Source organism: Rhodococcus sp. NCIMB 12038 (assembly GCF_002165735.1).
Classification (GTDB): domain Bacteria; phylum Actinomycetota; class Actinomycetes; order Mycobacteriales; family Mycobacteriaceae; genus Rhodococcus_F.
The window spans coordinates 1-24,882 of sequence record NZ_NHML01000040.1 but is presented as its reverse complement, the minus strand read 5'-3'; the positions used below and the strand labels follow the sequence as shown (position 1 = coordinate 24,882).

Here is a 24,882-nt window from a genome sequence, read left to right as displayed (position 1 = left end):
ACTTTTCGGAGAGTGTGCGAGGAAGCTGGGGACCCAGCCCCTATAATTGGTTCCAATTGGTTCGTCGAGAGGAGTTGTTGTGACCCTGGCTGTGGGACCCACGGCTGCCGCTCTGCGGCACATCGAAGCCGTCGTCGCCGAGCGGCAGTTGGGCCCGGGTGACAAGCTTCCGACCGAGCGTGAACTCGCCGCCGAGGCCGGTGTCAGCCGAGCCGTGGTCCGGTCCGTCCTCGAGGACCTCGAAAACCGGGGAACGGTGGTCCGTCACGTCGGCCGGGGCACGTTCCTCGCCCCGAGTGAATCCGCAACCGCGGACACCGCGAACCACCCCAGCCCCAGCGAAATCATGAGCTCGCGGCTCATCCTCGAACCGGAATTACTTCCACTCGCGGTCGCAGCGGCGACCCGCGACGACATCGAGGAAATGCGGCGCTGCCTGCGCGGCGGCGACGGCGCCCGATCCTCGGAGGAGTTCGAACGCTGGGACACCGCGCTGCACCACAGCTTCGCGCTCGCCACCCACAACATCGTCCTGATCGGGGTCAGCCAGCTCCTCATCGACAGCCGCCAGCAACCGATCTGGGGTGGACTCAAGAAGCGCACCTTCAACCCCGACCTGCACCGCGAATACTGCACCGAACACAACGACATCGTCGACGCCATCGCCGACCGCGACCCCGACAGCGCCCGCAACGCCATGCGCCTGCACCTGCGGCATGTCCGCACCACCCTGCTCGGCGACAACACCTGACATTGACGCAAATTTGTCAAGCGAGCAGGAGTAGGCGGACGTCCACGATTGTCGTCGTCGACGTCCCTCTCGGATCGCACCGTCAAGTGGTTGAGCGGGTCGCTTTGCTTGGTTCGGCAATTCGAGAGCTTTGACCAGGGGCTCGGCGTTACCCTCAAAGTAGTCAGCGGGGTGCTCGGTGTTCTCCTCCAAATGTCAGAGTCGGTGTAGGCGATGAATGGCGTCGATCCCTTCGCCACCCGCCCGGATGTGGCCGGGTCGGTCGTCGGGGAGTTGGCGGCGGCCGGGTTCGCCGACGCCGCGGAGATCGGGCGCGGGGGATTCGGGGTCGTGTATCGCTGTCGGCAGGCTGCGCTCGATCGCACTGTGGCGGTGAAGGTGCTGACCGGGGACCTCGACGAGGACAACCGTGCGCGCTTCTTTCGGGAACAGCGGGCCGCAGGCCGATTGACCGGACACCCCAATGTCGTCAACATCCTGCAAGTCGGAGTCACCGAGAACGACCGGCCCTATCTCGTCATGCCCTTCTACGCTCATGACTCTCTCGACGCTCGCATCCGCAGACGGGGTCCGCTCACCGTGGAGGATGTGCTGCGCGTCGGCGTCAAGATCGCCGGTGCCCTCGAAACCGCGCACGACCTCGGAATTCTCCACCGGGACGTCAAGCCGGCCAACATCTTGCTCACCGATTATGGCGAACCCGCACTGACGGACTTCGGTATCGCGCATATCTCGGGCGGATTCGAAACCACCACAGGGGTAGTGACTGGATCGCCGGCATTCACGGCACCGGAGGTCATCGCCGGTGGTGCACCGAGTCCAGCCGCCGATGTGTACGGTCTGGGCGCGACCTTGTTCGCCGCCGCCACCGGGCACGCCGCATTCGAACGTCGCAGTGGTGAGCAACTGGTCGCCCAGTTCGTCCGAATCACGACCGAGCCGATGCCGAATCCGCGAGAGCACGGTATCGCCGATGATCTCAGCACTCTGATCGAGGCGGCGATGGCGAACGATCCTGCCATTCGTCCCTCCATAGAGGAACTGGGCCGGCAACTGCGGCACCTGCAGCACAAGCACGGTTTTCCGGTCGACGACATGGCCGCGCGCGTCGGACACGATCAAACCGACCAGGGCAACTCCAGTCACACAGCCCGAGCGGATCCACCCCGCGATGATGGGCCACGAGTTGCGCATCCGGGCCGTACCGGCGCGCTGCCCCTCGAGTTGACCAGCTTCATCGACCGTCGTGAGGAGTCGGCGAGTATCAAGAACTTGCTCTCGACGGCTCGGATGGTGACCTTGACCGGGATGGGAGGGGTTGGCAAGACCCGACTGGCGCTGCAAGTCGCTGGTCGAACAAAATCCCGATTCGCCGATGGCGTGTTCTTGATCGAGTTGGGAGAAGTACGCCACGACTCGCTTCTCGTGAACATGGTGACGGACGCGCTGGGTCTACGCGACAGCGCCGAGACGCCACTTCTCGAGGTCCTCGAGGATTTCCTTGCCACGCGTGAGGTGCTGGTCATTCTGGACAATTGCGAACAGGTGCTCGCGGGGGCCGCGAAACTCTGCGAAGCACTGCTACGAACGAGTCCTGGCCTACGGATGCTCCTGACCAGCCGCGAGCCAATCGGCATCGGCGGCGAGGTAGCGATACCCATCGCCCCGCTCCCGGTACCCGACGCGGACCATCTGCCGAGACGGTTGCCCGGCAACGACGCGGTGGCGTTGTTTGCCGAGCGGGGCGCCGCTGTCGTCCCCGGCTTCGAGGTCACTGACGACAACAAGGTGCCCATCGCGCGGATATGCCAGCGCCTCGACGGCTTGCCGCTGGCGATCGAGCTGGCCGCGGCTCGGCTGCGGGCGATCTCTCCAGAGGAGATCCTGGAGCGACTGACCGACCGCTACAGGTTCCTGACTCGCGGACGCAGAGACGCTCCGTCGCGGCAACAGACCCTACGGATGTGCATCGATTGGAGCTATGACCTGTGTACACCCCTGGAACAACTGATGTGGGCTCGGCTGTCAATGTTCGCCGCAAGTTTCGAACTGAATGCGGCAGAGCAAATCTTCGGGCAGGACCAGAACGTCGACGATCTCCTTGACACCGTCACATTTCTCGTCGACAAGTCGATTCTGGTGCGAGAACATTCGGCTCCGGTCGCTCGGTTCCGCATGCTCGAGACCGTGCGCGACTACGGTCGGGAGAAGCTCCGTGTGAGCGCTGACTATCCCGAGCTGCGTGTACAGTACCGAAACTGGTACGCGCAGTTGGCCTCGGACGCTGAGGCCGACTGGATCGGTCCTCGACAACTCGAATGGCTTATCCGGTTGGTCGCAGAACTGCCGAACTTGCGGCAGGCCCTGGAGTCCTGCGTCCTCGAAGATCCCGAGTGCGGGTTGGGCGTGGCCGCAGCGTTGTTCCCTCTCTGGTTCTCTCGCGGTTTGCTGACCGAAGGACGACGCTGGATCGATCGGCTCCTGGCTCGGTCGCCTGGTATCGAGGGCGTCGACCGCGCCAAAGCAATACTCTGGGCCAGCCTGATGGCAGGATTGCAAGGCGACCTGCAGGCATCGGGTGCCTTGGTCCGCGCAGGACGAACCCTCGCCGATCAATCCGTTCATCCGTTGGTGCAAGCACACATCGACCTTGCCGAAGGCTACCGGGCACTCTATGGCGGCGCCGTTGATCATGCGAAAGTCCACTTCGAGGCCGCCCGACCTACCTACGCCGCGGTGCCGAGTGCGCTTGCCTTCCACATCCTCCTGTTAGAGGGTCTCGGAATCGCTTACGAGTTGCTCAACGACCCCGAGCGCGCGATCGAATGCTACGAAACCGCACTCGCAGTCACCGCAGAGCACGGTGAAGCTGTGCATCGTTCGTATTCGCTGTGGGCCTTGGCGATAGTGGAGTGGCGACATGGCAATTCCGAACGGGCGAACGAGCTACTCCGGGAGGCGCTCCGTGCTGCTTGGAAGGTCAATGAGCGGCTCGTTATCAGCATGTGCCTACAAGCACTCGCGTGGATTGCCGCCGAGGGAGGTGCCTTCGAGCGAGCCGTGGTATTGACCTCAGCTGCAGAGAAACTCAGTCAGGCCTTGGGGAGTTCCCCAGTGTTCGTCTCCGGTTTGGTTCAGTACCGTGATAGATGCGACCGCGACACGCGGAACGCGCTGAGCGAGGCTGCAATTGGCGTAGCGCAGGGAAAAGGAAACAAGCTGGGAGTGGCGTCCGCCGTCGCCTACGCGCTCGGTGAGCAAAGTCCGGCGTCGTACACGGGTTCTGGACAAGCCGAGCCGACCAAGCGGGAGCGTGAGGTCGCCGAGCTCGTAGCGGAGGGATTGACCAATAAAGAGATAGCGGCCCGCTTGACGATCTCAGTGCGCACCGCGCAAGGGCACATCGAGCATCTCCTTGCAAAGTTGGGCTTCACCTCGCGTGCCCAGATCGCTGCATGGATTGTGGAATCACAGCGAACCATGCCCTGACACACTGCGGTGGACGCTCAGTCTCCGTCCGGGCTCGAAAGACGTGATCATCGACGGTAGGCAATCCGCCGCGGAACCCTGACGCAGTCAACGATCTGACCATCAAGATCCGTGCATTCATCAACGGAGGGAACACCCGGCAGCGTCGATTTGACGGTGCGCCATCTGTTGCGTCGGTAGCCGGAGCGCTGCCCTCGGCGTTACCACCGCGCGGGGGCAGGTCCCGAACACCTCGTTGAGTCGACACCCTCACTGCGAATCCGAAGACCACGCGGCTATGAGGTAGTCGATGAACATTTCAACGGAGGGTGGAATGCTGCGGTTGGCGGATCGGGCGATCGAAATCTGTCTGGTGAGCGGTGGATCAGTCGGAACAGTTGTGAGAGCGAATCCGTCCTTTGGAATGGCTGAGTCGGGGATGAACCCGTAGCCGCCGAGGCGGGTGACAAGCTCGGCAACGAGTTGGGTGGTGTCGACTTCGGCGACCGGGGTCGGGTAGGCCTCGCCGGCCGAGAAGAAGCGTTGCGCTTCCAGTAGCGCACCTAAGCGTCGATGCAGCCCGACGTAGGGCACATCCCTAAGGTCAGCGGGGCGGAGCGGTGCCTGTTCTACCAGTGGATGATTATGCGGCAGAACGAGGTGCAATGTTTCGCGCAATAGGGGAGTGTTGACGATGCCGTCGTCGGCGTAGCCTTCGCAGATCGCCAGATCGAACTGGTCCTCGCGCAGACCTGCGATCATAGCGCCCCGCAGCGACGTGAATAACGACCATCGAGTGCCGGGATGCGTGTGAGTGTAGTCGGCCATCAGTGTGCAGAGGCGCGGGCCTAACGACGGCAGGCAGGTGAGGCGGATGACCGGGCTTTCGCCGGTGCGGATGCATTCCATTTCGAACATCGCGTCGGCGATGTCGCTCATGACGCGCCGCGCGATCGGCAAAAGAGCGCTACCCGCAGCCGTCAGCTTGACTCGCTGGCCCGTCCGGTCAAGGAGTTGTACGCCGAGGCCGTTCTCGAGCAACCGCAGGTCCTGCGATACGGCACCCTGGGTTTTGTAGAGCCGTCGGGCAGCCGCGGTCAGCGTGCCCGCATCGACGATGCTTATGAACGTCTCCAGTTGCCGGAACTGCACCACTTAGCTCCTACCAGTGAGAATAGCCATTCTTTGCGTTGACCGGATACTACCGGGTGTGCAGCTCAGCTAATGACGCTGTTAGCGATTGGTGCTTTCAGGGACGAGGCGGTGACACTGAGACTGAACGGCATGAAATTGCTCCTACTCGATGGCCGCGACAATATTGCGGTTGCCGTCACCGACCTGCACAGCGGGGAGGTGACCACCTCGAACGATATCCGCCTGACCATCCGTAGCGACGTACCGCGTGGACACAAGGTGGCACTTCACCCGATAGCGCGGGGGGCCGACATCATTCGGTACGGCGAACCGGTCGGCGAAGCCACTTCCGACATTGCATCCGGTGAGCACGTGCACGTGCAGAACGTCATCAGCAAGCGGCTGCCCGGAGGCCCCCGATGACGCAGATCAAGGCATACCCTCGCGCTCAGGGGCAACCCGGTGCGCGAAACCACGTGTTCGTGCTCCCGTCCGTGGTGTGCTCGGCCCTCGTCGCAGCCGAGATCGCCGAGGCCGCCGGCGCGACGGCAGTGGCACACCAGCACGGATGCGGGCATATCGGGCAGGACATCGTGCAGACCCGGTCGCTGTTCGCCGGGCTGGCGAGCTCGCCCAATGTGGCTCAGTCACTGGTCGTCAGTCTCGGATGTGAGACAGTTCAGGGGCGAGGAGTCGTTGACGAGATCGTCCGACAGGGTCGGGATCCGCACTTCGTCGGTATCCAAGACAGCGGCGGAAACGCGGCGGCGCGGGAGGAAGGCATCCGCGTCGCGCAAAAGCTGAAGACTGTGGCCGAGGCCGTCGAACGCGAATCCGTCGATGAAAGTGGCCTAACGCTCGGCATCGTCGCCGATCGCAACGACGACCGACTCGCAGACCTAGTGGCACACGCCGTGGCGCGGGGTGCCCGCGTTGTTCTCGCCGCATCCCATGACGCGGACTTGTCCGGGGTCGCGGAACCGCATGCCGCACTGACAATTGGTAGTGAGCCGGGACCATCCGCGGTCAGTGTGCTCGCGAACGACCCTGGGACCCAGAGCGCACGCGTGCTTGCGGTGGCGTCATGCCGCCCGCAAGTAATTGTCGAGTTTCCGGCGGGAAACCAACCGCCAACGTCGATCGCGCTCGTTCCGATCGTCGGTGTCGCTGCAGCGGGAGGCCTGCACGCGGCTATTCCCGACGAGTTCGACATCGCGGCCGGCGAGGCCGCTGCCGACATCTGGTCTACCGTGCTCGACGTTTTTTCCGGTGTTCCCGCGAAATCCGAACTGCGGAACTCCACCACCTTTGCCATCCCACGATTGCTGAGGACGATGTGAAGACCGAACTGATGGGTTTCCTGAGGCCGGACGGTCGCTGGGGGTACCGCGACCACACGCTTGTCGTACCCGTGCACTCAGCGCTGTGCAAAATTGCCGCGGACGTTGCAGAGTCCGCGAACGACGACATCGTCGCGATCCGGCACGAGTGGGACAGTCCACGCGACCATGCTGACCAGGCACGCGTGCTAGCCGCTTTGCTGGGGTTCGCCACACATCCCAACGTCGGGGCAACATTGATCTTGGGTGTCGGCGACGAGGTCGAGCTATTCGAGCAGGCGCTGACGGCCGCAGAGAAGCCGCACCGCGTCGTCCGGTTGGACCGGGCCGGCACCTTCGACGGTCTCGAGAGTTCCGCGAAGGCTGCCCTCGCCGAACTGCTCGGAGAGAAGGTACCTGCAGTTCGGCAACCGGCGCCGCTTTCGTCGCTGTGCCTGGGACTCGAATGTGGCAGCTCCGATGCTTTCTCGGGTATCACCGCAAACCCGGCGCTGGGGGTGGCGAGTGATCGCCTCGTCGAAGCCGGTGGGACGTCCATTCTTGCGGAGATCACCGAGCTACTCGGGGCCGAGCATCTCCTCGCCAAACGCGCCGTCAGCGACGAGGCGGCACGGCAAATCATCGAAGTCGTCGCGAGGTTCGAGAAGGATGTAGCGAAAATCGGCGTGGATCTGCTGGGCAGCCAGCCGGCTCCGGGCAACATCGCTGGCGGCCTCACGACCATCGAAGAGAAGTCGATGGGCGCTGCCCGCAAGGGCGGCACCGGCCCGATCAGCGGTGTGGTCGAGTACGCCCAGCGTCCACCTGGTCGGGGCTTGTACATCATGGACACGCCGGGCCAGGACATCGAACAGATGGTGGCGATGGTGGCCGGTGGCGCACAAATCGTGGCGTTCACGACGGGTCTCGGTACCCCGACCGGGTCCCCGATCGCGCCGTGCTTGAAGATCAGCTCGAATACGGAAGTCTCGCAGCGTCTTCCGGAATTGATTGATCTAGATGCGGGAACGATCCTCGCAGGTACGCCGATAGAGGAAGTCGGCCAGCGCATCCTCGACGAGCTCATCGAGATCGCCTCGGGCCGGCTCACCAAGGCTGAATCGCGTGGCAATCACGAGTTCGCGCTCAGCTTCATCAGGCCGACCGGAAGGTAATGTAGGGATTGGCAAGGTCTCGCGGGATGTGCGCCGGATGAGGATCGATCCGGGTCTGTGAAAAGACCCGATAGAAGTTGGAGGATAGACAAGATGGCGGACCTTATCCTCCCCGGCGGCCCTATCCGCACCACGCGCACCGAGCCGGTTCGGACGCGCCCCACCTCCGCGTCGCTGGCGGGGCAGCGCGCGCTACGCGAGCAGTTTCTGTCCGACCCGGACAATGTCGAATTGACGGGGGTCCGTGAGGTGATCGCGCGGTCGTGGCGGCGCAGTGCGGCCTGTCTGGTCGATCCCGCGTCGCTGCAGACAGAGGTGCGGGAATCCCGGCTCGACGCTCCGTTCCTTCAAATTGCGACACCCATCATGCAGCGACTCGACGACATGGCGCATGACACCGGGGCGTGCGTTCTGCTGTCCGATGCATCGGGGGTTCACGCACTCCGCATGGGTGATTCGGCAGCGCTCCGTTGGGCTGACTCGCACGCGGCGGTAGTCGGTATGGGTGCGGCGGAGGAGTTCGCGGGCACGAATTCCGACGGAACTGCACTAGAAGAGGTTAATACAGTACAGGTTTGGGGCCCGGAGCACTATGCAGAGGGGTTGCAGGGGACGTACTGTACGTCCGCGCCGATCTTGGACGGTCTGCGCAATCGAGTCGTCGCGGTGCTCACGCTGATGGTGCCCGAGCGAATCGCTCTCGCTTCCGCACCCGGAGCGCTCGCCCTACCGGTGGAGTGGGCGGCCGGCGAAATCGGCCGACAGGTGTCCGATCGTTTGACCTTCCGCGAGCAAGCACTTCTCCGGGCCTATACCCGTGAGTCCCGATTGCGTGGCGGCGCCGCCGTCGTTGCGGTTGACGGCCGTACGACTATCGCGAGCAACCGGGCCAAGGAGATGCTGTCGAACAGTGACTTCGCGGTCCTGTCGGGAATCGCACGGCAGGTCGGCGCCTTCGGCGAGGTGCGGGAAGAGATTGTCGCACTGTCCGAGAACCGCACGTTGGCGGTCAACGTGAAACCGGTGACGATCGACGGTCAGGTTGTCGGCGCGGTGATGCGGTTGTCTGAGATCACGGCCCAGGCAGCGATCGGCGGCTCCGCACTGTCGCCGGCTGCAGTCTCGCTAGCCCCGCTCGACGACCTCATCGGAGCCAGCGCCGTGATGCGTCGGCTGAAGTCGGCGGCCATAGCCGCGATGACACAGAGCGTTGCAGTGTGCCTGACTGGTGAGCGAGGCACCGGGCGCACTCACCTGGCCCGGCTGATGGCTGCGACCGCGGATGTGGCGGTGATCGACTGTGGTCCTGCCGATTCGGGGAATCCTCGGGGGCACGCAGAAACAATAGGCGCCGCGCTCGCCGCCGGTCAGACCGTCGTAGCCAAGAACTTCGATCAGATGGCGCCCGACGTTCTCGAACACGCCCGGGACGCGCTTCGGATGGCCGCGGATCGAGGAAAGCTCATTGCGACCACCTACGAGATGGGTGCCGGATTTTTCACCGACGCCATCGGTACCGTGCCGATCGAGCTGCGACTCCCGCCCTTGCGGTCGCGGCTCGATGACATACCGCTGCTCGTCACGCACTTCCTCAGATCGTCGGACGCCGTCGCGAGGCCAGTGTGCAGTGGCAGGTTCTTGGCTGCACTGGCGAATGCCGAATGGCCAGGGAACGTGGCGCAGCTGCGTGAGGTCGTGACGACAGCCGCCCTTCGCAACACAACGGGAACGGTGTGCGTTTCCGACGTGAACGAAGCGCAACAGGCCTCGCTCGCACGGGGGCGGCTCAGTCGTCTCGAGGCCGCGGAGCTCGAGCAGATCCGCCATGCACTAGCCGAGGTTGGAGGGAACCGGGCGAAGGCCGCCGATCTACTCGAAATCGGGAGGTCGACCCTGTATCGGAAGATGGAAAATTACAGTCGGAGAGGTTACGAACTCAGCTGAGACGGGGCGCTGGGGGGCCGCTGCGCGTAGTGCGCATGCGGCCCTTTTTGCTGCGCAAAGGCTTAGCTCAGAGGCGTCCCATATTGACACAGTTCGGCATCTATCGCGGCTGCTTAGACTTCCTCCAGTCCGAAATGCGAGACGTAGATCACTCCAGTGCGACGAAGCTGCAATGTGATGTGGCGGCTCTTCTCAATCAGAACCCGGCGATACGGCGGATCACTATCCGCCGAAACGGACTGTCGGCCGATTCACTCTCGATGGGATCAGGTGGATATGAAAATGCAGGAACCCCAGGCAGCCTCGACGTTGCCTTCGAGCGGAGCTGAGGGCACTTCCGCGCCCACGCAGCCGACTCGACTAACCGGAAATCTCGGAACGACGCCGTTGGTCCTCGGTGTCATGGCGTTTTCTGCTCCGATTGTCACGATTGCCGGCTATATGGCATTCGCCATCGACTTCGCCGGAGAACTAGCGCCGCTGGTCTACCTCATCACTACCGCACTGGTTCTCATCTTCGCGGTCGGGTTCACCACGATGACCCGGCGAGTGCCGCGCCCGGGAGCGTTCTACGCCTACATCACCGTGGGCATAGGCAGGGCCTTCGGACTGGGCAGCGCCTTCGTAGCAACACTGTCGTACACGATGATCCTCGTCGGCCTCTACTGCTTCACTGGTGTAACCATCTCCGAGATGATCACGCTCTTCCACGGTCCGGAAACCAAGTGGTGGATATGGACGCTCGTCGCGTGGGCCATCGTCAGTGCGCTGGGACACTTCCACGTCGAGGTGTCGGCCAAGGTCCTCAGTATCGTCATGGCGTTCGAGATCTTGCTGGTGATCGTCTTCAATGTCGCATCGCTGGGTCAGGGCGGGGTCGACGGTCTCTCGGTGCAGCCGTTCAACCCGTCAGGTTTGGGTGGCGTCGGAACCGGAATCTTCGTCGCACTTCTGTTCACTTTCGGCAACTTTGTCGGATTCGAATCGACCGCGCTGTACCGCGACGAGGTTCGGGAACCGGTCAAGACCATTCCGCGGGCGACGTATCTCGCGGTGATCTTCATCGGCATCTTCTACAGCGTCTCCTGCTATGCACTGATCTCCGCCTACGGGCCGAGCTCCCAACAGGTCGCGGAAGACAACCCGGCCGGCATGTTCAATGACGCTCTCGACACGTTCGTAGCCTCGAACGTCTCGATGATCGCGGCCGTACTGGTCGCCACGTCGTCGATCGCGGCACTGATCTCGACGCACAACGTGGCCTCGCGCTACATCTTCAACCTGGCCGCTGACCATGCGGTGCCGCGGTACCTGGCCGGCGCCCACCCCAAGCATCATTCGCCCTACCGGGCCTCGCTCACGATCGCGGTGATCGCGGTGATCGCCCTGGTCACCATCGCTGGACTGCCCGTCAACACACCCGTGGTGTACGGCGCGATGAGTGGACTCGGCTCGATGGGGGTGATGACTTTGATGGTGCTGGTCAGCATCGCCGTCATCGCTTGGTTCGCCCGCCCGCTCAACCGCGGCACCGACAGCGCATGGAAGACCATCGTCGCTCCCATCATCTCCATCATCGCCATCGGAACGATCGTCGTCTTCGCGATGTCCCGGTTCGATCTGGTGGTGGGTGGTGAGCCCGGACAGCTGACGTGGCTGCTGGCGATTCCGGCGACGGCTCTGGTGATCGGTATCGGCATCGCGCTGTACTTCCGCAGCGCGAAACCGGAGTACTACGACAATCTCGGACGCGCCGAGCGTGGCGACGAGGATGCAGCGAGCGGCACGAAGCTGCAGGTCTGAGCGTTGCGAGTGCCCGTTCGGCGACGGAGGATCAAGCTGTGATCCGATGCGCCGAGCGGGCATCTTGCGATGTGCCAGATTGGCACAGTTCACAGCATCGCCATAAAGGGAATCTAGAACACCGGTCGCCTGTGACGGGCGGCACCGGACGAGAGGAACGAAGCAATGGGTCGTGTCGATGGAAAAGTCGCATTCATCTCAGGCGCCGCACGCGGTCAGGGCCGGAGTCATGCAGTGGCACTGGCGGAGGAGGGAGCAGACATCATCGCCTTCGACGTGTGCGCTCCAGTGGAGACGGCGCCGTACCCGATGGCGTCCGAAGAAGACTTGCAGGAGACGGTGCGTCTCGTTGAGAAGGCGGGCGGTCGGATTCTCGCCCGAAAGGCGGACGTGCGTGAGCTCGACCGCCTCACCGAGATCGTCGATGAGGGGGTGGATCAGTTCGGGCGGCTGGACATCATCCTCGCCAATGCGGGCATCGTGAGCCAAGGACTCATGTCGCAGATGACCGCCACCCAATGGCAGGAGATGATCGACATCAACCTGACCGGTGTCTTCAATACCGTCCGGGCCGGCATGAACCAGATGATCGACGCCGGAAACGGAGGATCGATTCTGCTGACCAGCTCGGCCGCCGGCCTGCGGAGCATGGACAACATCGGGCACTATGTTGCGGCCAAGCACGGGGTGACAGGACTGGCCAAGGCGCTGGCGAACGAGCTCGGTAAACACAATATCCGGGTCAACTCGCTGCACCCGAGCAACGTCCGGACGGACATGCTCGTCAACGAGGGAAACTTCCGGATGTTCCGGCCCGACCTGGAGAACCCGCAGCTCGAGGACGCCATTGAGGCTTACGGCACGATTCACCTGCTCGACGTCCCCTGGATCGAGCCGGAAGACGTGAGTGCGGCCGTGCTTTACCTCGTCTCGCACGAAGGACGCTTCATCACCGGCGCCCAGTTCACCATCGACGCCGGCTTCCAAGCCAAATGAGATGACGTCGTTGCCAGTAGGTGCTCTATGACGACTACGAGCCGGATGGGACAAACCCGGGAACTCGCCGAATTCGTCAGCACATCGACCCTCACAGAGATACCGGAGCTGGCCGCGGACCGGGCGCGAACGGCGGTCGCGGACGTGATCGGGGTGGCTCTGGCCGGCCGCCGTCACCACATCGGTTCGATCATGCTCGAATACGTGGAAGATCAAGGGGCGCGCGAGGTCTCCGGCATACTCGGCGGCGGTCGCACAACACCCGAACTCGCCGGCCTGGCAAACGGCACCTTCGCTCATGCCATGGACTTCGATGACTCGAACCATCCGTTATATGGGCATCCCAGCTGTCATCTGGTGCCGGCGATGCTGGCGGTCGGCGAAGAGTGCGGTGCTTCGTTCGGTGACGCGCTCACGGCCTACATCGCGGGATTCGAGGTCGACGCTGCCCTCGCCGGCGCCATGAATATGGCGCACTACGAGACCGGATTCCACTCCACCGGCACGATCGGCACCGTCGGCGCCGCGGCAGCTGCCGCCCGCACGATGGGTCTCGACGGCGAGACGACACAACGAGCGCTGGGAATCGCCGCCTCCCGTGCGGCCGGCATCCGCGCCAACACCGGGACGATGACCAAACCACTGCACGCCGGGGCGGCAGCCATGGGCGGAATCCAAGCCGCGCGACTTGCCGCGCGCGGCTGGGACGCCGACCCAGACGCTCTGGAAGCCGACCTCGGGTTCTGCTCGGTCTTCATGGGACGCGCCGCGGGCACCCCAGTGGAGTTCGCCGCGCCTCTCGGCAGAAGCTGGTCTCTACTCGACCCGGTCGGGCTAGCGATCAAACCGTATCCCTCATGTGGCGCTTCGCATCCGGCCGTGCAAGCTGCGCTGGCGATCCATTCCGAACTCGGTGACGACGAGATCCGGCAGATCCGCGTGGGGGTCAGCGCCCTCGCACCGAAGCTGCTGGTGCACAACACACCGACGACCGGGAACGAGGCGCGGTTCAGCGCCCAGTACACGGTGGCGGCGGCGTTGGTCCGGGGGCACCTCGAGCTGTCGGACTTCACCCCGGACGCAGTCACCGACCCCGCCGTAAGCGCACTGATGCAGCGAATGACGGTCGTCGTAGACGAACGGCATCGCGACGGCACCGAGTTCCCGGCCTCGGTTGAGGTGTACACCGCGTCCGGGCGTCGTATCGAGCGGACGGTCGAAATAGCTCGTGGCAAGAATGCGGACCCGATGAGCGACGCCGAACTGGAGGCGAAATTCATCGCCTGTGCCGGCGCCGCGAGAACCGCACTGTGGGCGGACATCCGAGAGGCCGCGCTCGATGTTCCGGTCGCGGAGATCGTCGCATCCACGGTGTGATTGCGTGCCACTTTGGCACAGTTCGCGCCCGGCGGTGACAGTGACACTTCTAGTAGGTCAACAGTTCTTCGAGAACTACTCAGAACAAAGGAGGAAAGTCGTGGATATCGGTCTTTTCATGGTTCCATTTCGGCTTCCGGAAACGAATCTCCAAGACGGCTTCGACTGGGACATGCAGGTCATCCGGTGGGCCGAGGAATACGGACTGTCGGAGGTCTGGGTCGGTGAGCACACCACCCAACGCTGGGAACCGGTCGCCAGCCCCGAGCTGTACCTGGCCGCAGCCATCACCCAGACCAGCCGTATCAAGCTCGCTACCGGCGCCAACGTTCCGGCGAACCACAACCCGATCGCGCTGGCTCACCGGTTGATGCAGTTCGACCACATGTCCCGCGGCCGCCTGATGGTGGGTCTGGGCGCCGGCGCGACGCGCGAAGACCTGCAGATCCACGGCACCAGCGAACCCAAGCCGATGATGGCAGAAGCCGTCGAGATCATGCGCAAGGTGTGGTCGGGGGAAGGCCCCCAGCGTCACGAAGGCAAGTACTGGACTCTCGACATCCCCGCCTACAGCGAGGAACTGAGCGGGCCCTTCATGAAGCCCTACCAGCAACCCCACCCGCCGCTGGCCATGGCTGGTCTGAGCCCCAACTCGGGCACTCTCAAGGAAGCGGGCGCAGCAGGCTGCCTGCCGATGAGCTTCGCGATCAACCGCGACTACCTTGCCGGGCACTGGCACAAGTACGTCGAGGGCGCCGAATCCGCCGGCCACAAGCCGAACCGCAATGACTGGCGCGTTGCGCACACTGTGTTCGTCGCCGACACCGATGAAGAGGCCATGGAGCTCGCTATCAAGGGCGGGCTCGGCCGCAGCTATCGCGAATGGACCTGGCCGTCATACGCGCGCTCGGGCATGCTTCCCCTCATGGCGCCCGAGCTCGACGAGCACGATCCGGCAACGATGTCGCTCGAGTACTTCGCCGAAAACCATTGGCTCATCGGCTCTCCGGACACCGTAGTCAAGAAATTGCAGCGCGACGTCGAGGTCTCCGGCGGCTTCGGCACCCTCATCGCCTTTACCTTCGACTACCTCGACCAGCCGGAGGCCTACCGGCGCAACCTCGAACTCCTGGGCACCGAGGTGCTGCCGTTTATCAAGGACCTCGAGCACCAGACTGAGTCGCTGGCCGACCTGCAGCAGCAGGTCGCGGTCGCGCGCTAATCCGCAACACCTACCCCGTCCTATGCGCCCAGCCGGAACCCTCGGCGCGGGCCAGTACACGGATGAAGAAGGGGAGTACACATCCTCATGACGTCCCCAACCGCTGCCGCAGCAAAGAACGCAGAGACGATCCGGGCATTCGCTGAAGGGCAGAACAACATCGACCGCCAGGCGATCGAGGCGCTGCTGACCGAGGACGCGACGTTCTACCCCGGGGCTCGCGACGCATCGTTCGAAGGACGGGAGGCATTCCTCGATGCCCTGCTGGGCTGGCTGAACAACCACGAGAACGGTCGCTTCACGATCCTCACCGAGATCTACACCGATGACGAGGCCGTCAACGAGTGGCGATTCGTAGCCAAGACCCAGGACGGTGCCGACGTCGATACCCACGGCATCGACTACTTCAAGCTCCGGGACGGGAAGATCCTCGTCAAGAGCTCGTTCCGCAAGGTCTGACACAATTCCGCGTCCGCGATCCGCCCCTGCCACCGACCCCCGGAGCTTGCCATGACGAAATCCGTCCCCGACCTCGTCGTCCCCGACCTGATCACCCGACCCGACCTCTACATCGACGGGCGCTGGGTCCCGGCGGCCGGGAACGGCACCATCGACGTCCTCGATCCGGCCACCGAGTCACTGATCGGGTCGGTGCCGAACGGAACAACGAACGATGTCGATCGGGCGGCTCGGGCGGCTCGGGCGGCGTTCGATACATGGTCGCGATTGTCGCCGCGCGAACGCGGCGAATGGCTCATGCGGATCGCGGACGCGATCGACTCGCGGGCAGATGAGTTCGCCGAACTCATCTCCCGCGAGGTCGGCATGCCCCTAGCGCAATCACGAACAATTCAAGTCGCACTCGCGATCAGCGACCTCGCCGTGATGCCCGAGGCTATCGACGAAGTTGCCTGGGAGGAACGAATCGGCAATTCGCTCGTACTACGGGAACCGATCGGCGTGGTCGGAGCCATCACGCCATGGAACTACCCCCTGCACCAGGTGACCGCCAAGATCGCCGGGGCGCTCGCCGCCGGCTGTACAGTCGTGGTCAAACCCTCCGAGATCGCCCCGCTGAGCATCTTCCTCCTCGCCGACGTGATCGACGAGATCGGACTGCCGAATGGAGTCTTCAATCTCATCTCCGGTGACGGCGTCACTACGGGAGAGGCCTTGGTATCGCACCCGGACATCGACATGGTGTCCTTCACCGGGTCGACGCGAGCAGGTAGGCGGATCTCCGAGATCGCCGCGGCCGCCGCGAAACCGGTGTCGATGGAACTCGGCGGCAAATCCGCCTCGGTGATCCTCGAGGACGCCGATCTCGAAGAGGCCGTCACCGTCAGTCTGTCGAAGTGTTACCAGAACGCCGGACAGACCTGCAACGCACTGACCCGCATACTCGTGCCGCGCTCCAAACTCGACGCCGCCGAAGCTACGGCTGCCGCCGCCGCCGCCGCCTACCGGGTGGGACAGCCGTTCGACTCCGCCTCGACGATGGGCCCTGTCGCCAGCGCCGACCAGAAACGCGGGGTGCTCGACTACATCGAACGCGGAATCGCGGACGGTGCACGTGTCGTTGTGGGCGGCACCGAAACAACCGACCGCCAGCCGCACGGCTACTTCGTCGCTCCGACCGTCTTCTCCGACGTCACCGCCGACATGGCGATCGCGCAAGAGGAGATCTTCGGCCCCGTCGCGGTCCTCATTCCGTTCGACGACGACGACGAAGCCGTCGAGCTCGCGAACGACAGTGAGTACGGCCTCGGCGGCGCAGTCTGGTCCGGCGACACAGACCGCGCGCTGGACGTCGCCCGTCGAATTCGCACCGGCCAAATCTCCATCAACGGCGGCGCATACAACTCGCGGGCACCGTTCGGCGGCTTCAAATCCTCCGGCCACGGCCGTGAAGGCGGCCGCTTCGGCATCGAAGAATTCCTCACCTACAAATCGCTGCAGTTGTGACGCCGACGGCGACATCAGCCGGCGGCCTCACGTAACTGGAACAGGATCTGCCCGAACATGGCATACGCAACTTACGAGATCGACGGCCGGCGCCGCGTCGGCGTCGTCGAGCGTTCGGAAAACGCCGCCGATCGACTAGTACCTCTCGACGGTCTCGTCGAACTGGGCGTGCGCACCACTCCGGACGTCCTCGCCGGTGCCCGACGGCTCGAAGATGAGGCCGTCGGGGTAGACGAGGTGCGTCTGTGTCCGGTCGTGCCCGACCCAGGAAAAATCATCTGCATCGGACTCAACTATCACGAACACGTCGGCGAGACCGGACGTGATTTACCCACCTACCCAGTGATGTTCACGAAGTTCTCATCCGCACTAGTCGGCCCGTCCGATGACATCGTGGCACCGCCGGAGACCACGGAGATCGACTACGAGGCCGAGATGGCCCTCGTGATCGGCCGCCCCGGCCGGCGGATCCCGCGCGAGCAAGCCCACGAACACATCCTCGGCTACACAATCACCAACGACATCTCGATGCGCGACTACCAGCGGAAAACCCACCAGTGGTTGCAGGGTAAGACATGGGACCGCTCCACCCCGATCGGCCCCTACCTTCTCACCCCGCAGGAGGTACCGGACATCGCCGATGCGTGCATCCGGACCGTTCTCGACGGAAAGATCCTCCAGGAAGCACGCATTTCACAGCTGATCTTCGATATCCCACATCTCATCGAAACTATCTCGGAGTTCACGACACTCCTGCCCGGCGACGTCATCCTCACCGGCACACCCGGTGGTGTAGGTATGAAGCGACAGCCACCGATCTTTCTCACGGACGGTGACCGCATCACGGTCGAAATCGACGGCCTAGGGTCGCTCACCAACACCGTCCGTAACGAACACGTGCGACGTGAGGGACCGCCACCCGCAGAAAAGGTGGCAGATTTTGACACACTTCGCTCACAGTCAGCACCAATAACGTAAAGCACAATCCGCAGATGCGCGGTCGGAGAAATCAACTTCTAGGAGGCCACAGTGCCTACAATCGAACCTATCGCGGCCAACGACCAGATCCGTCGCGCTTTCGGGCACTTCCCGTCCGGGGTGACGGCCGTGTGCGCGGAACTCGACGGCGAAAAGGTCGGTCTGGCCGCAAGTTCATTCACCGGAGTCTCCTTGGAACCGCCGCTGGTGTCAGTGTGCATGCAGCACAGCTCCACGACCTGGCCGAAGCTGCGGCTCGCACGGCGCCTGGGACTGAGCGTGCTCGCCGAAGGGCACGACGCAATCTGTGGTCGACTCGCCAGCAAGCACGGTGACCGGTTCGATGGAACCGACGTCACGGTCGAGGGCGATGGAAGCCTGTTCATCGACGGGGCATCACTGTGGTTGGACTGCACGATTCACGCAGAAGTGCCTTGCGGGGACCACGACATCGTAGTCCTCGAGGTTCACGGAACGTGGGCCGGGACCGATTCCCCACTTGTGTTTCACGGAAGCCGATTCCGGCGGCTCGCCGAAGTCGAGGCGGTACCGCGATGACTTCGCGAAGTACACGCCCGGCTTCCACACGGGTGCGCGCGGCCTTGACGGCGATCGCCGCCGGCCGCCCCGTGGTGGTCGTCGACGACATGAACCGCGAAAACGAGGGCAACCTGATCCTCGCGGCATCTCTCGCCACCACCGAAACGATCGCATTCTTGATCCGGCACACATCAGGGTTCCTGTGTGTTGCGCTGCCCGAAGCCACCTGTGATCGACTCGGCCTACCAGCGATGCACCACTCCAGCGACGACCCGCGTGGCGCAGCATACTGCGTGGCTACCGATCTGCGCGACAACGGAACTGGCATCTCTGCCACTGCCCGCGCCCGTACCATCGCAGCACTCGGCGATCCCGACACCACCGCCGCAGACCTGGTGCGTCCAGGTCACGTGATTCCGCTGCGGGGCCGCGCCGGCGGTGTGCTCACCCGGCGCGGACATACCGAAGCCGGCGTCGACCTGACCCGCCTTGCCGGTGTCACGCCTGCGGCGGCACTCGCCGAGATCGTCTCGGCCGACTTCCCTGCCGAGATGGCCCGCAGACCAGAGCTCGAGCGATTTGCGGCCGAACACGGCCTGGTTGTCGTCACGGTCGCCGACATCGTCGAGTACCGACGCAGCACCGAGGCTCGAGTCGTACGCGGTGCGATCATGTCGATGCCGACCCAGTACGGACAGTTCGACGCGGTGGGCTACCGGGACGTCGACGGCAATGAGCATATAGCGCTGGTGGCCGGTTCTCTCGCCGGCATCGGACCAGATACTCCTACGTACGTGCACCACGAATGCCTTGCTGCCGACATCTTCGGCGTCGCCGCGTGCGATTGCGGCGTCCGACTGGCATCTGAGCTCGCACGATTCGGCCGCCGGGGATCAGGCGTCGTCGTCTTTCTCCGCAACAATGACCGCGCCTGCGGACCGACGACGAATAATGCTGTAAAAGAATCTCTTTCGAAGATCGAGGGTTGGATTCTGGAAGACTTGGGTGTCGACCCGAATCAGGCACCGCAGTGCACGGCCCCACCCCTGAGTCGCACAGCGTGACAACACCGAAGCAACAGAAGGACGAGCGAATGACAACATCGGTCGAGTTGGACTCTGTGGACGCGGTAGACCTCGCTGCAGCGTTCATGGCTGCACTGGGTACGCCCGGCGACATGGCGCACGAGATCGCTGAGCACCTCGTGGACGCGGATCTGGTGGGTCACGGCTCACATGGAATCAGCAGATTGCCCTCGTACGCAAAGTACGTCGACGACAAGCAGGTCGTGGCCGATGCGCGCCCCCGGGTTCTCAGCGGGGGCACGTCCCCGATCGTGAGCGCCGAGTGGGGCTTCTCACATGTCGCCGCCCGAATGACAACCGATCTGGCGTGCGAACAGGCAAAAACCAGCGGCCTCGGGCTCGCGGGACTTGTCCGTAGCACACATGTAGGCAGGCTCGGCGCATACATCGAGCGGGCAGCAGCGGAAGACTGTATTGCGATGGCCTTCGTGGGCGGTATGGGCGGCAGCCGTCTCGTCGCCCCATTCGGAGGTCGGTCCGGACTGCTCAGCACCAACCCGATCGCGGCGGGATTCCCAACCGCATCAGGGAAGCCGATGGTCATCGACTTCTCGACGGCAGCGGCTCCGATCGGCAAGATCATGGTCGCGGCGATGGAAGGTCGCAGGATGCCCACAGAAAGCCTCGTCGATGCGGAAGGCCGGCCATCGGACGATCCCACGCTGCTCGATCGCGGCGGCTCGATGCGAACTTTCGGTGACCACAAAGGATTCGGGCTCGCAGTTCTGGTCGAATTGCTAGGGCGCGTGCTTCTCGGGTCGGAACGCTTCGCCGACGGCGGTGGCCCCACCTTCGAGCGTCAGGGGTTGTTGATCCTGACGGTTGCGGCAGACTCGTTCGGGGGGCTGTCTGATGTTCTCGCGGAAGCCGAACGACTCCGCAACGAGATTCATGCCGTGACTCCGGCCGAGGGTTTCGAAAGCGTTCTCGCGCCAGGTGACCCGGAACGGCGCGCGAGAGAACGAAGTGGGGGTCGCGTCACGATCAGCGAAGGGGCGTGGAACGCGATTCGGGACGCAGCGACGCGAGTGGGCATCGCGGAAAGGATTCCTGGGCCGGTGTCGGTCAACTAGTCCGCGCAGTCGTCTCATCGCCAGGAATCACTCGAAAGTAGAAAGGCGAGTTAATGAACCGCCTGGAGGGCAAGACAGCTTTCATCACCGGTGGCGCGAGGGGCCAAGGGCGAGCAATCGCTGAGAAGTTCGCTCGCGAGGGAGCGAACATCGTCACATGTGACATCGATGGACCAATTGAGCACATCAAGTACCCACTCGCCACCGCGGCCGATCTGAAAGACACAGCAGCCTCGATTGAACGTATCGGTCGTGGCGTGGTTGCCGAGATCGCGGATGTCCGAGACCAGGAGCAGATCGACAGGGTCGTTGCTGCAGGCCTCGACAAGTTCGGCCAAATCGATGTTGTCGTTGCAAACGCCGGGGTGCTCGACAACAAACCATTCTGGGAGATCACCGACAGCGAGTGGGACGTCGTCACGGACACATGTCTCGGCGGCGTCTGGCGAACAGTGAAAGCAGTGGCACCGCACATGATCGAGCGCCTGCGCGGATCGGTCATCCTGACATCGTCAACCAACGGCCAGGAGGGCGACGCAGGGAACATGTCGTATGTCGCGGCCAAACACGGTGTGATCGGAGTCATGAAATCCGCAGCACTTGCGCTGGGCCAATATAATATCCGCGTCAATTCCCTCTTGCCTGGGCCTGTCGATACGCTTATCAACGACAACCCCGGAACTCGGGACCGAATTACCGGGAAGGCCGGCGCGACGCGAGAAGACTACCTCGCGGCGTGCCGTAACTGGCACGTACTTCGCGGCCGAAGCGCCTTGGCGTCAGAAGCTGTCGCAGACGCTGCAATCTGGCTCGCGTCGGACGAATCACGGCACGTGACAGGGTTGGAGATGCTGATCGACGCCGGCCATCGGCTGCTGCCAGGACTGAACTTCAACAACAACGTTGTTGATGACGAAGCCTCACTGTGAGCTGAAATTCGTATGTCGCCCGAAGCAAAAGTGCAAGTGCTCTCGAGAGATTCGATTCTACCGCTGTTCTGTATAGCAACAGCGGTGGCGGTGCTGTTGTATCTCGGCTATCGAGAACAAGTTCTCTATGCACTCGTCTTGGTAATCGTCTCGGCGGTGAGGTGGGAAAGAGTTCGCGGGTGGGGCGTCCTCGGGCGATGGCGGTCAAGTGCAAGGCGTTTTTCGGGTAGTTCCAGGGTCGACGGACCATCTGATGAGTCTGTTTGATGCCTATTTCTGTTGGCACCACGAGGAGCAGTGGTGCGGTGGGTTCGCAATGGCATCCCGGGCTTCTCGTCGATGATCGTCTTTGTCCTGATTTGGCACAGTCCCCACGTGTGCCGCTTGCATATTGTCTAGAACGTGACGGCGGATCGGAACGATCGTGAGTTCGCCATCCACAGCGTCCGCCGTCGTCGACGGTGGAAGAAGTATTACGACAAGGAGAACGCAAGACATGACCTCGAACGCCGAGATCACCCAGAAGTTTACCGCGGCACAGAACGCTCGTGACGCGGATGCCATCGCGGCGTTGCTCGCAGAAGACGCGCGCTTCGAATCGGCTCGGCTGCCCATCGCCGCCGACGGCCGTGCCGACGTGACCCAGTCGCTCGTTGATTGGCTCGATGCCCACACGGACTACGAATTGAAGACGATCCGCGAGTTTTATGCGGGCGACGAGGGCTACAACGAATGGCGCTTCACCGCTAAGAAGGACGGCGAGCCGATCGAGACCCACGGTGTCGATTACTACCGCTTCAAAGACGGCCTGATTGTGGAGAAGAACTCGTTCCGCAAGTTCCTCTTCTGAGTTCGACTGGTACGAAAGCAACATCCTGCGGTGTCGCCGACACCGCAGGATGTTTTGCTGTTGCTCGAACCGATCGGTCCGGACTGTTGTCCTCGCCGCTAGGGGAACACCACTCGACTGCCAAGCTCCGGTTCGTCAGGATAGTCCGGCCACGGGGAATCTGCCCGGAACCGGGAGTTGGCTGCCCCGAGCGCAATGCGGTCGCCGTTTCATTGCCTGGGTCTGGGATTCCCTCGCGACGTTGCTTCACTCGGACGCCGGATATGTGTGCCGTGGTCCGGCAGCCGGCGTCCCAGGGGTCGGGCCTGGCCGACGTAGGCGTGGATCAAGCCTCAAATCCCGGTTCCCGGCTCTCCGGCACAAGGCGTATCAGCATCTTGTCGTTGTCTGTGACGCTACAACTGAAGCTGAGTCGTTGCCGCGATGAGCTGGCGATCGTGGGCGCAGCCGAGCTGCATCAGTTCCGACTGTTCTGTTGTGGCTGGTTGCGCCGGTACGTTGAATCCTGTGAGCCGTTGAGCCAAGTGCCAAATTCGATGTTTGTGAAGTTGCTGTGATCGCGGAGGCATTGTCTCGAGAAGCCAATCGGACCCCAGCCGCGGACCTGATGAAAGAGAGTAGGGCTCTGCGTCGATCACGGATCGCGGAGCAGGTCACGACTAGTTGACCTTGTATTCGCCACTCTTGTGGGGCTCTGCCGCGAGCATCGCATCGATGATGGGAACACCTAAAGCCCTTGTCGCGGCGAAGATTGCGTCCATCTCGTGGCGGGTCCCAGTGATCGAGTCCGGTCGATGCCGGATCTTTGCCACCAGCCGGCAGTAGGCATCGCGCGCCTGTGTGCGCGTAATGCGTCCAGTCCGCCTAGCCATGGTCAGGAGTGTATCCGCGGAAGGGGCCGAAAATGCATCTGCGGTGGCAGTGAACGCAAAGGCCGTGAGACTCGCAATGGTCTATTTCTATTTCAGCAACATTAATCGCTGTGGGAGGACTCCGCGCGGGCTGGGGCGTTGCGGAAAGCGTTGGTTCCGAACATCACTCTTGACGTTGATTGGCGGCTAGCCCGCATTGAGGTGTCGGGCGTGGCTCTGAAGCCAGACATGGATTGCAGAGGTGCGGTCCTCGATCGCATCGAGGGCCGCACCTCCGCAATCCCCCCGAATCTGAGGTGAGGCGCGTTCGGGTTCGACGGACTCGGGCACCCCGCAGCCGTCCATTCGTCACCGAACGTCAATGTCCGGGAGCTCTCGATCCTGCCAGTATTTTCAGCCGAGGCCGTTGACGGTTTCGCAGACCGTTCTCGTGATCTGCTCTCGGGTACCGACGGTCCCGCTCCGAGGTACCTCCCCACACGCCGAATGGCTCACCAACCGTGATTGCGTGACATCGGCACTCCCGCTTGACCGGACACGATGAGCAGAATTGTTTTGCCACTTTTTCACGTCGTAGGCGGAGGTTGCGGTTCTCGTCCTCGGTTGGAAAGAACAGGTCGGGATCCGCATGACGGCAGCGTGCGCTCAGTTGCCAATCCCACTGGCTCGTCAATGGTGCGGGTAGCTGGTGAGAGAGACGAGATCGCATCACAGGGCCTTGAGTTCCTCGGTGACCTCGGAGACCGACTTCTTCGCGTCCCCGAACAGCATCGAGGTGGTGTCCGCGAAGAACAGCGGGTTGTCGATGCCGGCGAACCCGGAGTTCATCGACCGCTTGAGCACGATCACCGACTTCGACTGATCCACATTCAAAATGGGCATCCCGTGGATCGGCGACGACGGATCATTCCGCGCGGCCGGGTTGGTGACATCGTTCGCGCCGATCACCAGGGTGACATCGGTGCGTGAGAACTCGTCGTTGATGTCGTCCATTTCCTTCATCGCGTCGTACTCGACGTCCGCCTCCGCCAGGAGCACGTTCATGTGCCCGGGCATCCGGCCCGCGACCGGGTGGATCGCGTACTTGACCTCGACACCCTTCGACTCGAGCAGTTTGGCCATCTCCTTGACCGCGTGCTGGGCCTGCGCCACCGCCAACCCGTAGCCGGGGACGACGATGACCTGGTTGGCGTACGCCATCTGGATCGCCGCGTCCGCCGCCGAGGTGGCCTTCGCCGTCTTCGCGGTGCCGTCCCCGACCGCCGCCGCCGCGCCGCCGCCACCGAACCCGCCGGCCACGATCGCCGGGATGGACCGGTTCATCGCCTTCGCCATCAGGTTGGTCAGGATCGAACCCGACGCGCCGACGATCATGCCGGCCACGATCATCGCCTGATTGTT

The 24,882-nt window shown here is 63.2% G+C and carries 21 protein-coding genes; 18 read left to right on the top strand and 3 right to left on the bottom strand.

The genetic code is table 11. The features are described from left to right. The first annotated feature begins 79 nt into the window (after positions 1 to 79). Complete coding sequence (locus CA951_RS37900) at positions 80 to 751, top strand: FadR/GntR family transcriptional regulator (protein WP_087561757.1); 672 nt, start codon at positions 80 to 82, stop codon at positions 749 to 751. A 213-nt stretch (positions 752 to 964) separates the two neighbouring features. Next, entirely contained in the window at positions 965 to 4,240 is a 3,276-nt protein-coding gene (locus CA951_RS37895; protein WP_087561756.1) for a protein kinase, read from the top strand. A 249-nt stretch (positions 4,241 to 4,489) separates the two neighbouring features. Here the strand turns inward: CA951_RS37895 and CA951_RS37890 are convergent, their stop codons facing one another. Further along, the gene (locus CA951_RS37890; protein ID WP_179220462.1) at positions 4,490 to 5,371 is read right to left on the bottom strand and encodes a LysR family transcriptional regulator; all 882 of its coding nucleotides are present in this window, start codon (positions 5,369 to 5,371) and stop codon (positions 4,490 to 4,492) included. A gap of 72 nt (positions 5,372 to 5,443) precedes the next feature. Here CA951_RS37890 and CA951_RS37885 point away from each other — a divergent pair, with 72 nt between their 5' ends. From CA951_RS37885 to CA951_RS37810, 16 genes are all read left to right on the top strand, one after another. Next, a complete protein-coding gene (locus CA951_RS37885; RefSeq protein WP_087561754.1) occupies positions 5,444 to 5,776 on the top strand; it encodes a UxaA family hydrolase in 333 nt (110 codons plus the stop codon). Further along, positions 5,773 to 6,693 (top strand): UxaA family hydrolase, encoded by a 921-nt coding sequence (locus tag CA951_RS37880; protein ID WP_087561753.1) that lies wholly within the window; start codon positions 5,773 to 5,775, stop codon positions 6,691 to 6,693. The genes CA951_RS37885 and CA951_RS37880 overlap by 4 nt, the downstream gene beginning before the upstream one ends. Continuing rightward, positions 6,690 to 7,847 carry a UxaA family hydrolase gene (locus tag CA951_RS37875; RefSeq protein WP_179220461.1) on the top strand — a complete coding sequence of 386 codons (1,158 nt, stop codon included), beginning with the start codon at positions 6,690 to 6,692 and terminating at the stop codon, positions 7,845 to 7,847. The genes CA951_RS37880 and CA951_RS37875 overlap by 4 nt, the downstream gene beginning before the upstream one ends. Before the next feature lie 93 nt (positions 7,848 to 7,940). Beyond that, complete coding sequence (locus CA951_RS37870; protein ID WP_087561751.1) at positions 7,941 to 9,791, top strand: sigma-54-dependent Fis family transcriptional regulator; 1,851 nt, start codon at positions 7,941 to 7,943, stop codon at positions 9,789 to 9,791. A gap of 441 nt (positions 9,792 to 10,232) precedes the next feature. After that, positions 10,233 to 11,594, top strand: a complete 1,362-nt coding sequence (locus CA951_RS37865) for an APC family permease (protein WP_256974246.1) — start codon at positions 10,233 to 10,235, stop codon at positions 11,592 to 11,594. 165 nt (positions 11,595 to 11,759) lie between these two features. Further along, positions 11,760 to 12,590, top strand: a complete 831-nt coding sequence (locus CA951_RS37860) for a mycofactocin-coupled SDR family oxidoreductase (protein ID WP_087561749.1) — start codon at positions 11,760 to 11,762, stop codon at positions 12,588 to 12,590. A gap of 27 nt (positions 12,591 to 12,617) precedes the next feature. Then, positions 12,618 to 13,967, top strand: a complete 1,350-nt coding sequence (locus CA951_RS37855; RefSeq protein ID WP_087561748.1) for an MmgE/PrpD family protein — start codon at positions 12,618 to 12,620, stop codon at positions 13,965 to 13,967. A gap of 100 nt (positions 13,968 to 14,067) precedes the next feature. Continuing rightward, positions 14,068 to 15,189: an LLM class flavin-dependent oxidoreductase gene (locus CA951_RS37850; protein WP_179220460.1), complete on the top strand. Its 1,122-nt coding sequence runs from the start codon at positions 14,068 to 14,070 to the stop codon at positions 15,187 to 15,189. A gap of 87 nt (positions 15,190 to 15,276) precedes the next feature. Further along, positions 15,277 to 15,648 (top strand): nuclear transport factor 2 family protein, encoded by a 372-nt coding sequence (locus tag CA951_RS37845; RefSeq protein WP_087561746.1) that lies wholly within the window; start codon positions 15,277 to 15,279, stop codon positions 15,646 to 15,648. Positions 15,649 to 15,699: 51 nt separating this feature from the next. Then, positions 15,700 to 17,154, top strand: coding sequence for an aldehyde dehydrogenase family protein (locus CA951_RS37840; RefSeq protein WP_087561745.1), 1,455 nt, complete (start codon positions 15,700 to 15,702; stop codon positions 17,152 to 17,154). Positions 17,155 to 17,211: 57 nt separating this feature from the next. Continuing rightward, positions 17,212 to 18,132: a fumarylacetoacetate hydrolase family protein gene (locus tag CA951_RS37835; RefSeq protein WP_087561744.1), complete on the top strand. Its 921-nt coding sequence runs from the start codon at positions 17,212 to 17,214 to the stop codon at positions 18,130 to 18,132. A 51-nt stretch (positions 18,133 to 18,183) separates the two neighbouring features. Then, positions 18,184 to 18,690, top strand: coding sequence for a flavin reductase family protein (locus CA951_RS37830; protein WP_087561743.1), 507 nt, complete (start codon positions 18,184 to 18,186; stop codon positions 18,688 to 18,690). Next, positions 18,687 to 19,736 carry a 3,4-dihydroxy-2-butanone-4-phosphate synthase gene (gene ribB, locus CA951_RS37825; RefSeq protein ID WP_087561742.1) on the top strand — a complete coding sequence of 350 codons (1,050 nt, stop codon included), beginning with the start codon at positions 18,687 to 18,689 and terminating at the stop codon, positions 19,734 to 19,736. Before CA951_RS37830 ends, ribB begins: the two co-directional genes overlap by 4 nt. A gap of 29 nt (positions 19,737 to 19,765) precedes the next feature. Next, positions 19,766 to 20,830 (top strand): Ldh family oxidoreductase, encoded by a 1,065-nt coding sequence (locus tag CA951_RS37820; RefSeq protein ID WP_143543163.1) that lies wholly within the window; start codon positions 19,766 to 19,768, stop codon positions 20,828 to 20,830. A 53-nt stretch (positions 20,831 to 20,883) separates the two neighbouring features. After that, on the top strand, positions 20,884 to 21,759 hold the full coding sequence (locus tag CA951_RS37815) for a mycofactocin-coupled SDR family oxidoreductase (RefSeq protein ID WP_087561740.1): 876 nt from the start codon (positions 20,884 to 20,886) through the stop codon (positions 21,757 to 21,759). A 496-nt stretch (positions 21,760 to 22,255) separates the two neighbouring features. After that, positions 22,256 to 22,609 carry a nuclear transport factor 2 family protein gene (locus CA951_RS37810; protein ID WP_087561739.1) on the top strand — a complete coding sequence of 118 codons (354 nt, stop codon included), beginning with the start codon at positions 22,256 to 22,258 and terminating at the stop codon, positions 22,607 to 22,609. A 1,230-nt stretch (positions 22,610 to 23,839) separates the two neighbouring features. On the opposite strand, the gene CA951_RS37795 is transcribed toward CA951_RS37810, so the two are convergent. Further along, complete coding sequence (locus CA951_RS37795) at positions 23,840 to 24,190, bottom strand: WhiB family transcriptional regulator (RefSeq protein ID WP_087561803.1); 351 nt, start codon at positions 24,188 to 24,190, stop codon at positions 23,840 to 23,842. Then, positions 24,190 to 24,882, bottom strand: a 693-nt coding sequence (locus CA951_RS37790) for an NAD(P)(+) transhydrogenase (Re/Si-specific) subunit beta (protein WP_143543162.1), incomplete at its 5' end; no start/stop codon positions are given. The genes CA951_RS37795 and CA951_RS37790, both read right to left, overlap by 1 nt.

What these genes read in the sequence shown, in the direction of transcription:
- CA951_RS37880 (WP_087561753.1), top strand. Translation starts at nt 5,773, where the DNA reads ATGACGCAGATCAAGGCATACCCTCGCGCTCAGGGGCAACCCGGTGCG.
- CA951_RS37820 (WP_143543163.1), top strand. Translation starts at nt 19,766, where the DNA reads ATGACAACATCGGTCGAGTTGGACTCTGTGGACGCGGTAGACCTCGCT.
- CA951_RS37810 (WP_087561739.1), top strand. Translation starts at nt 22,256, where the DNA reads ATGACCTCGAACGCCGAGATCACCCAGAAGTTTACCGCGGCACAGAAC.
- CA951_RS37895 (WP_087561756.1), top strand. Translation starts at nt 965, where the DNA reads ATGAATGGCGTCGATCCCTTCGCCACCCGCCCGGATGTGGCCGGGTCG.
- CA951_RS37835 (WP_087561744.1), top strand. Translation starts at nt 17,212, where the DNA reads ATGGCATACGCAACTTACGAGATCGACGGCCGGCGCCGCGTCGGCGTC.
- ribB (WP_087561742.1), top strand. Translation starts at nt 18,687, where the DNA reads ATGACTTCGCGAAGTACACGCCCGGCTTCCACACGGGTGCGCGCGGCC.
- CA951_RS37860 (WP_087561749.1), top strand. Translation starts at nt 11,760, where the DNA reads ATGGGTCGTGTCGATGGAAAAGTCGCATTCATCTCAGGCGCCGCACGC.
- CA951_RS37885 (WP_087561754.1), top strand. Translation starts at nt 5,444, where the DNA reads ATGACGCTGTTAGCGATTGGTGCTTTCAGGGACGAGGCGGTGACACTG.
- CA951_RS37865 (WP_256974246.1), top strand. Translation starts at nt 10,233, where the DNA reads ATGGCATTCGCCATCGACTTCGCCGGAGAACTAGCGCCGCTGGTCTAC.
- CA951_RS37845 (WP_087561746.1), top strand. Translation starts at nt 15,277, where the DNA reads ATGACGTCCCCAACCGCTGCCGCAGCAAAGAACGCAGAGACGATCCGG.
- CA951_RS37840 (WP_087561745.1), top strand. Translation starts at nt 15,700, where the DNA reads ATGACGAAATCCGTCCCCGACCTCGTCGTCCCCGACCTGATCACCCGA.
- CA951_RS37855 (WP_087561748.1), top strand. Translation starts at nt 12,618, where the DNA reads ATGACGACTACGAGCCGGATGGGACAAACCCGGGAACTCGCCGAATTC.
- CA951_RS37815 (WP_087561740.1), top strand. Translation starts at nt 20,884, where the DNA reads ATGAACCGCCTGGAGGGCAAGACAGCTTTCATCACCGGTGGCGCGAGG.
- CA951_RS37795 (WP_087561803.1), bottom strand. Translation starts at nt 24,190, where the DNA reads ATGCGATCTCGTCTCTCTCACCAGCTACCCGCACCATTGACGAGCCAG.
- CA951_RS37870 (WP_087561751.1), top strand. Translation starts at nt 7,941, where the DNA reads ATGGCGGACCTTATCCTCCCCGGCGGCCCTATCCGCACCACGCGCACC.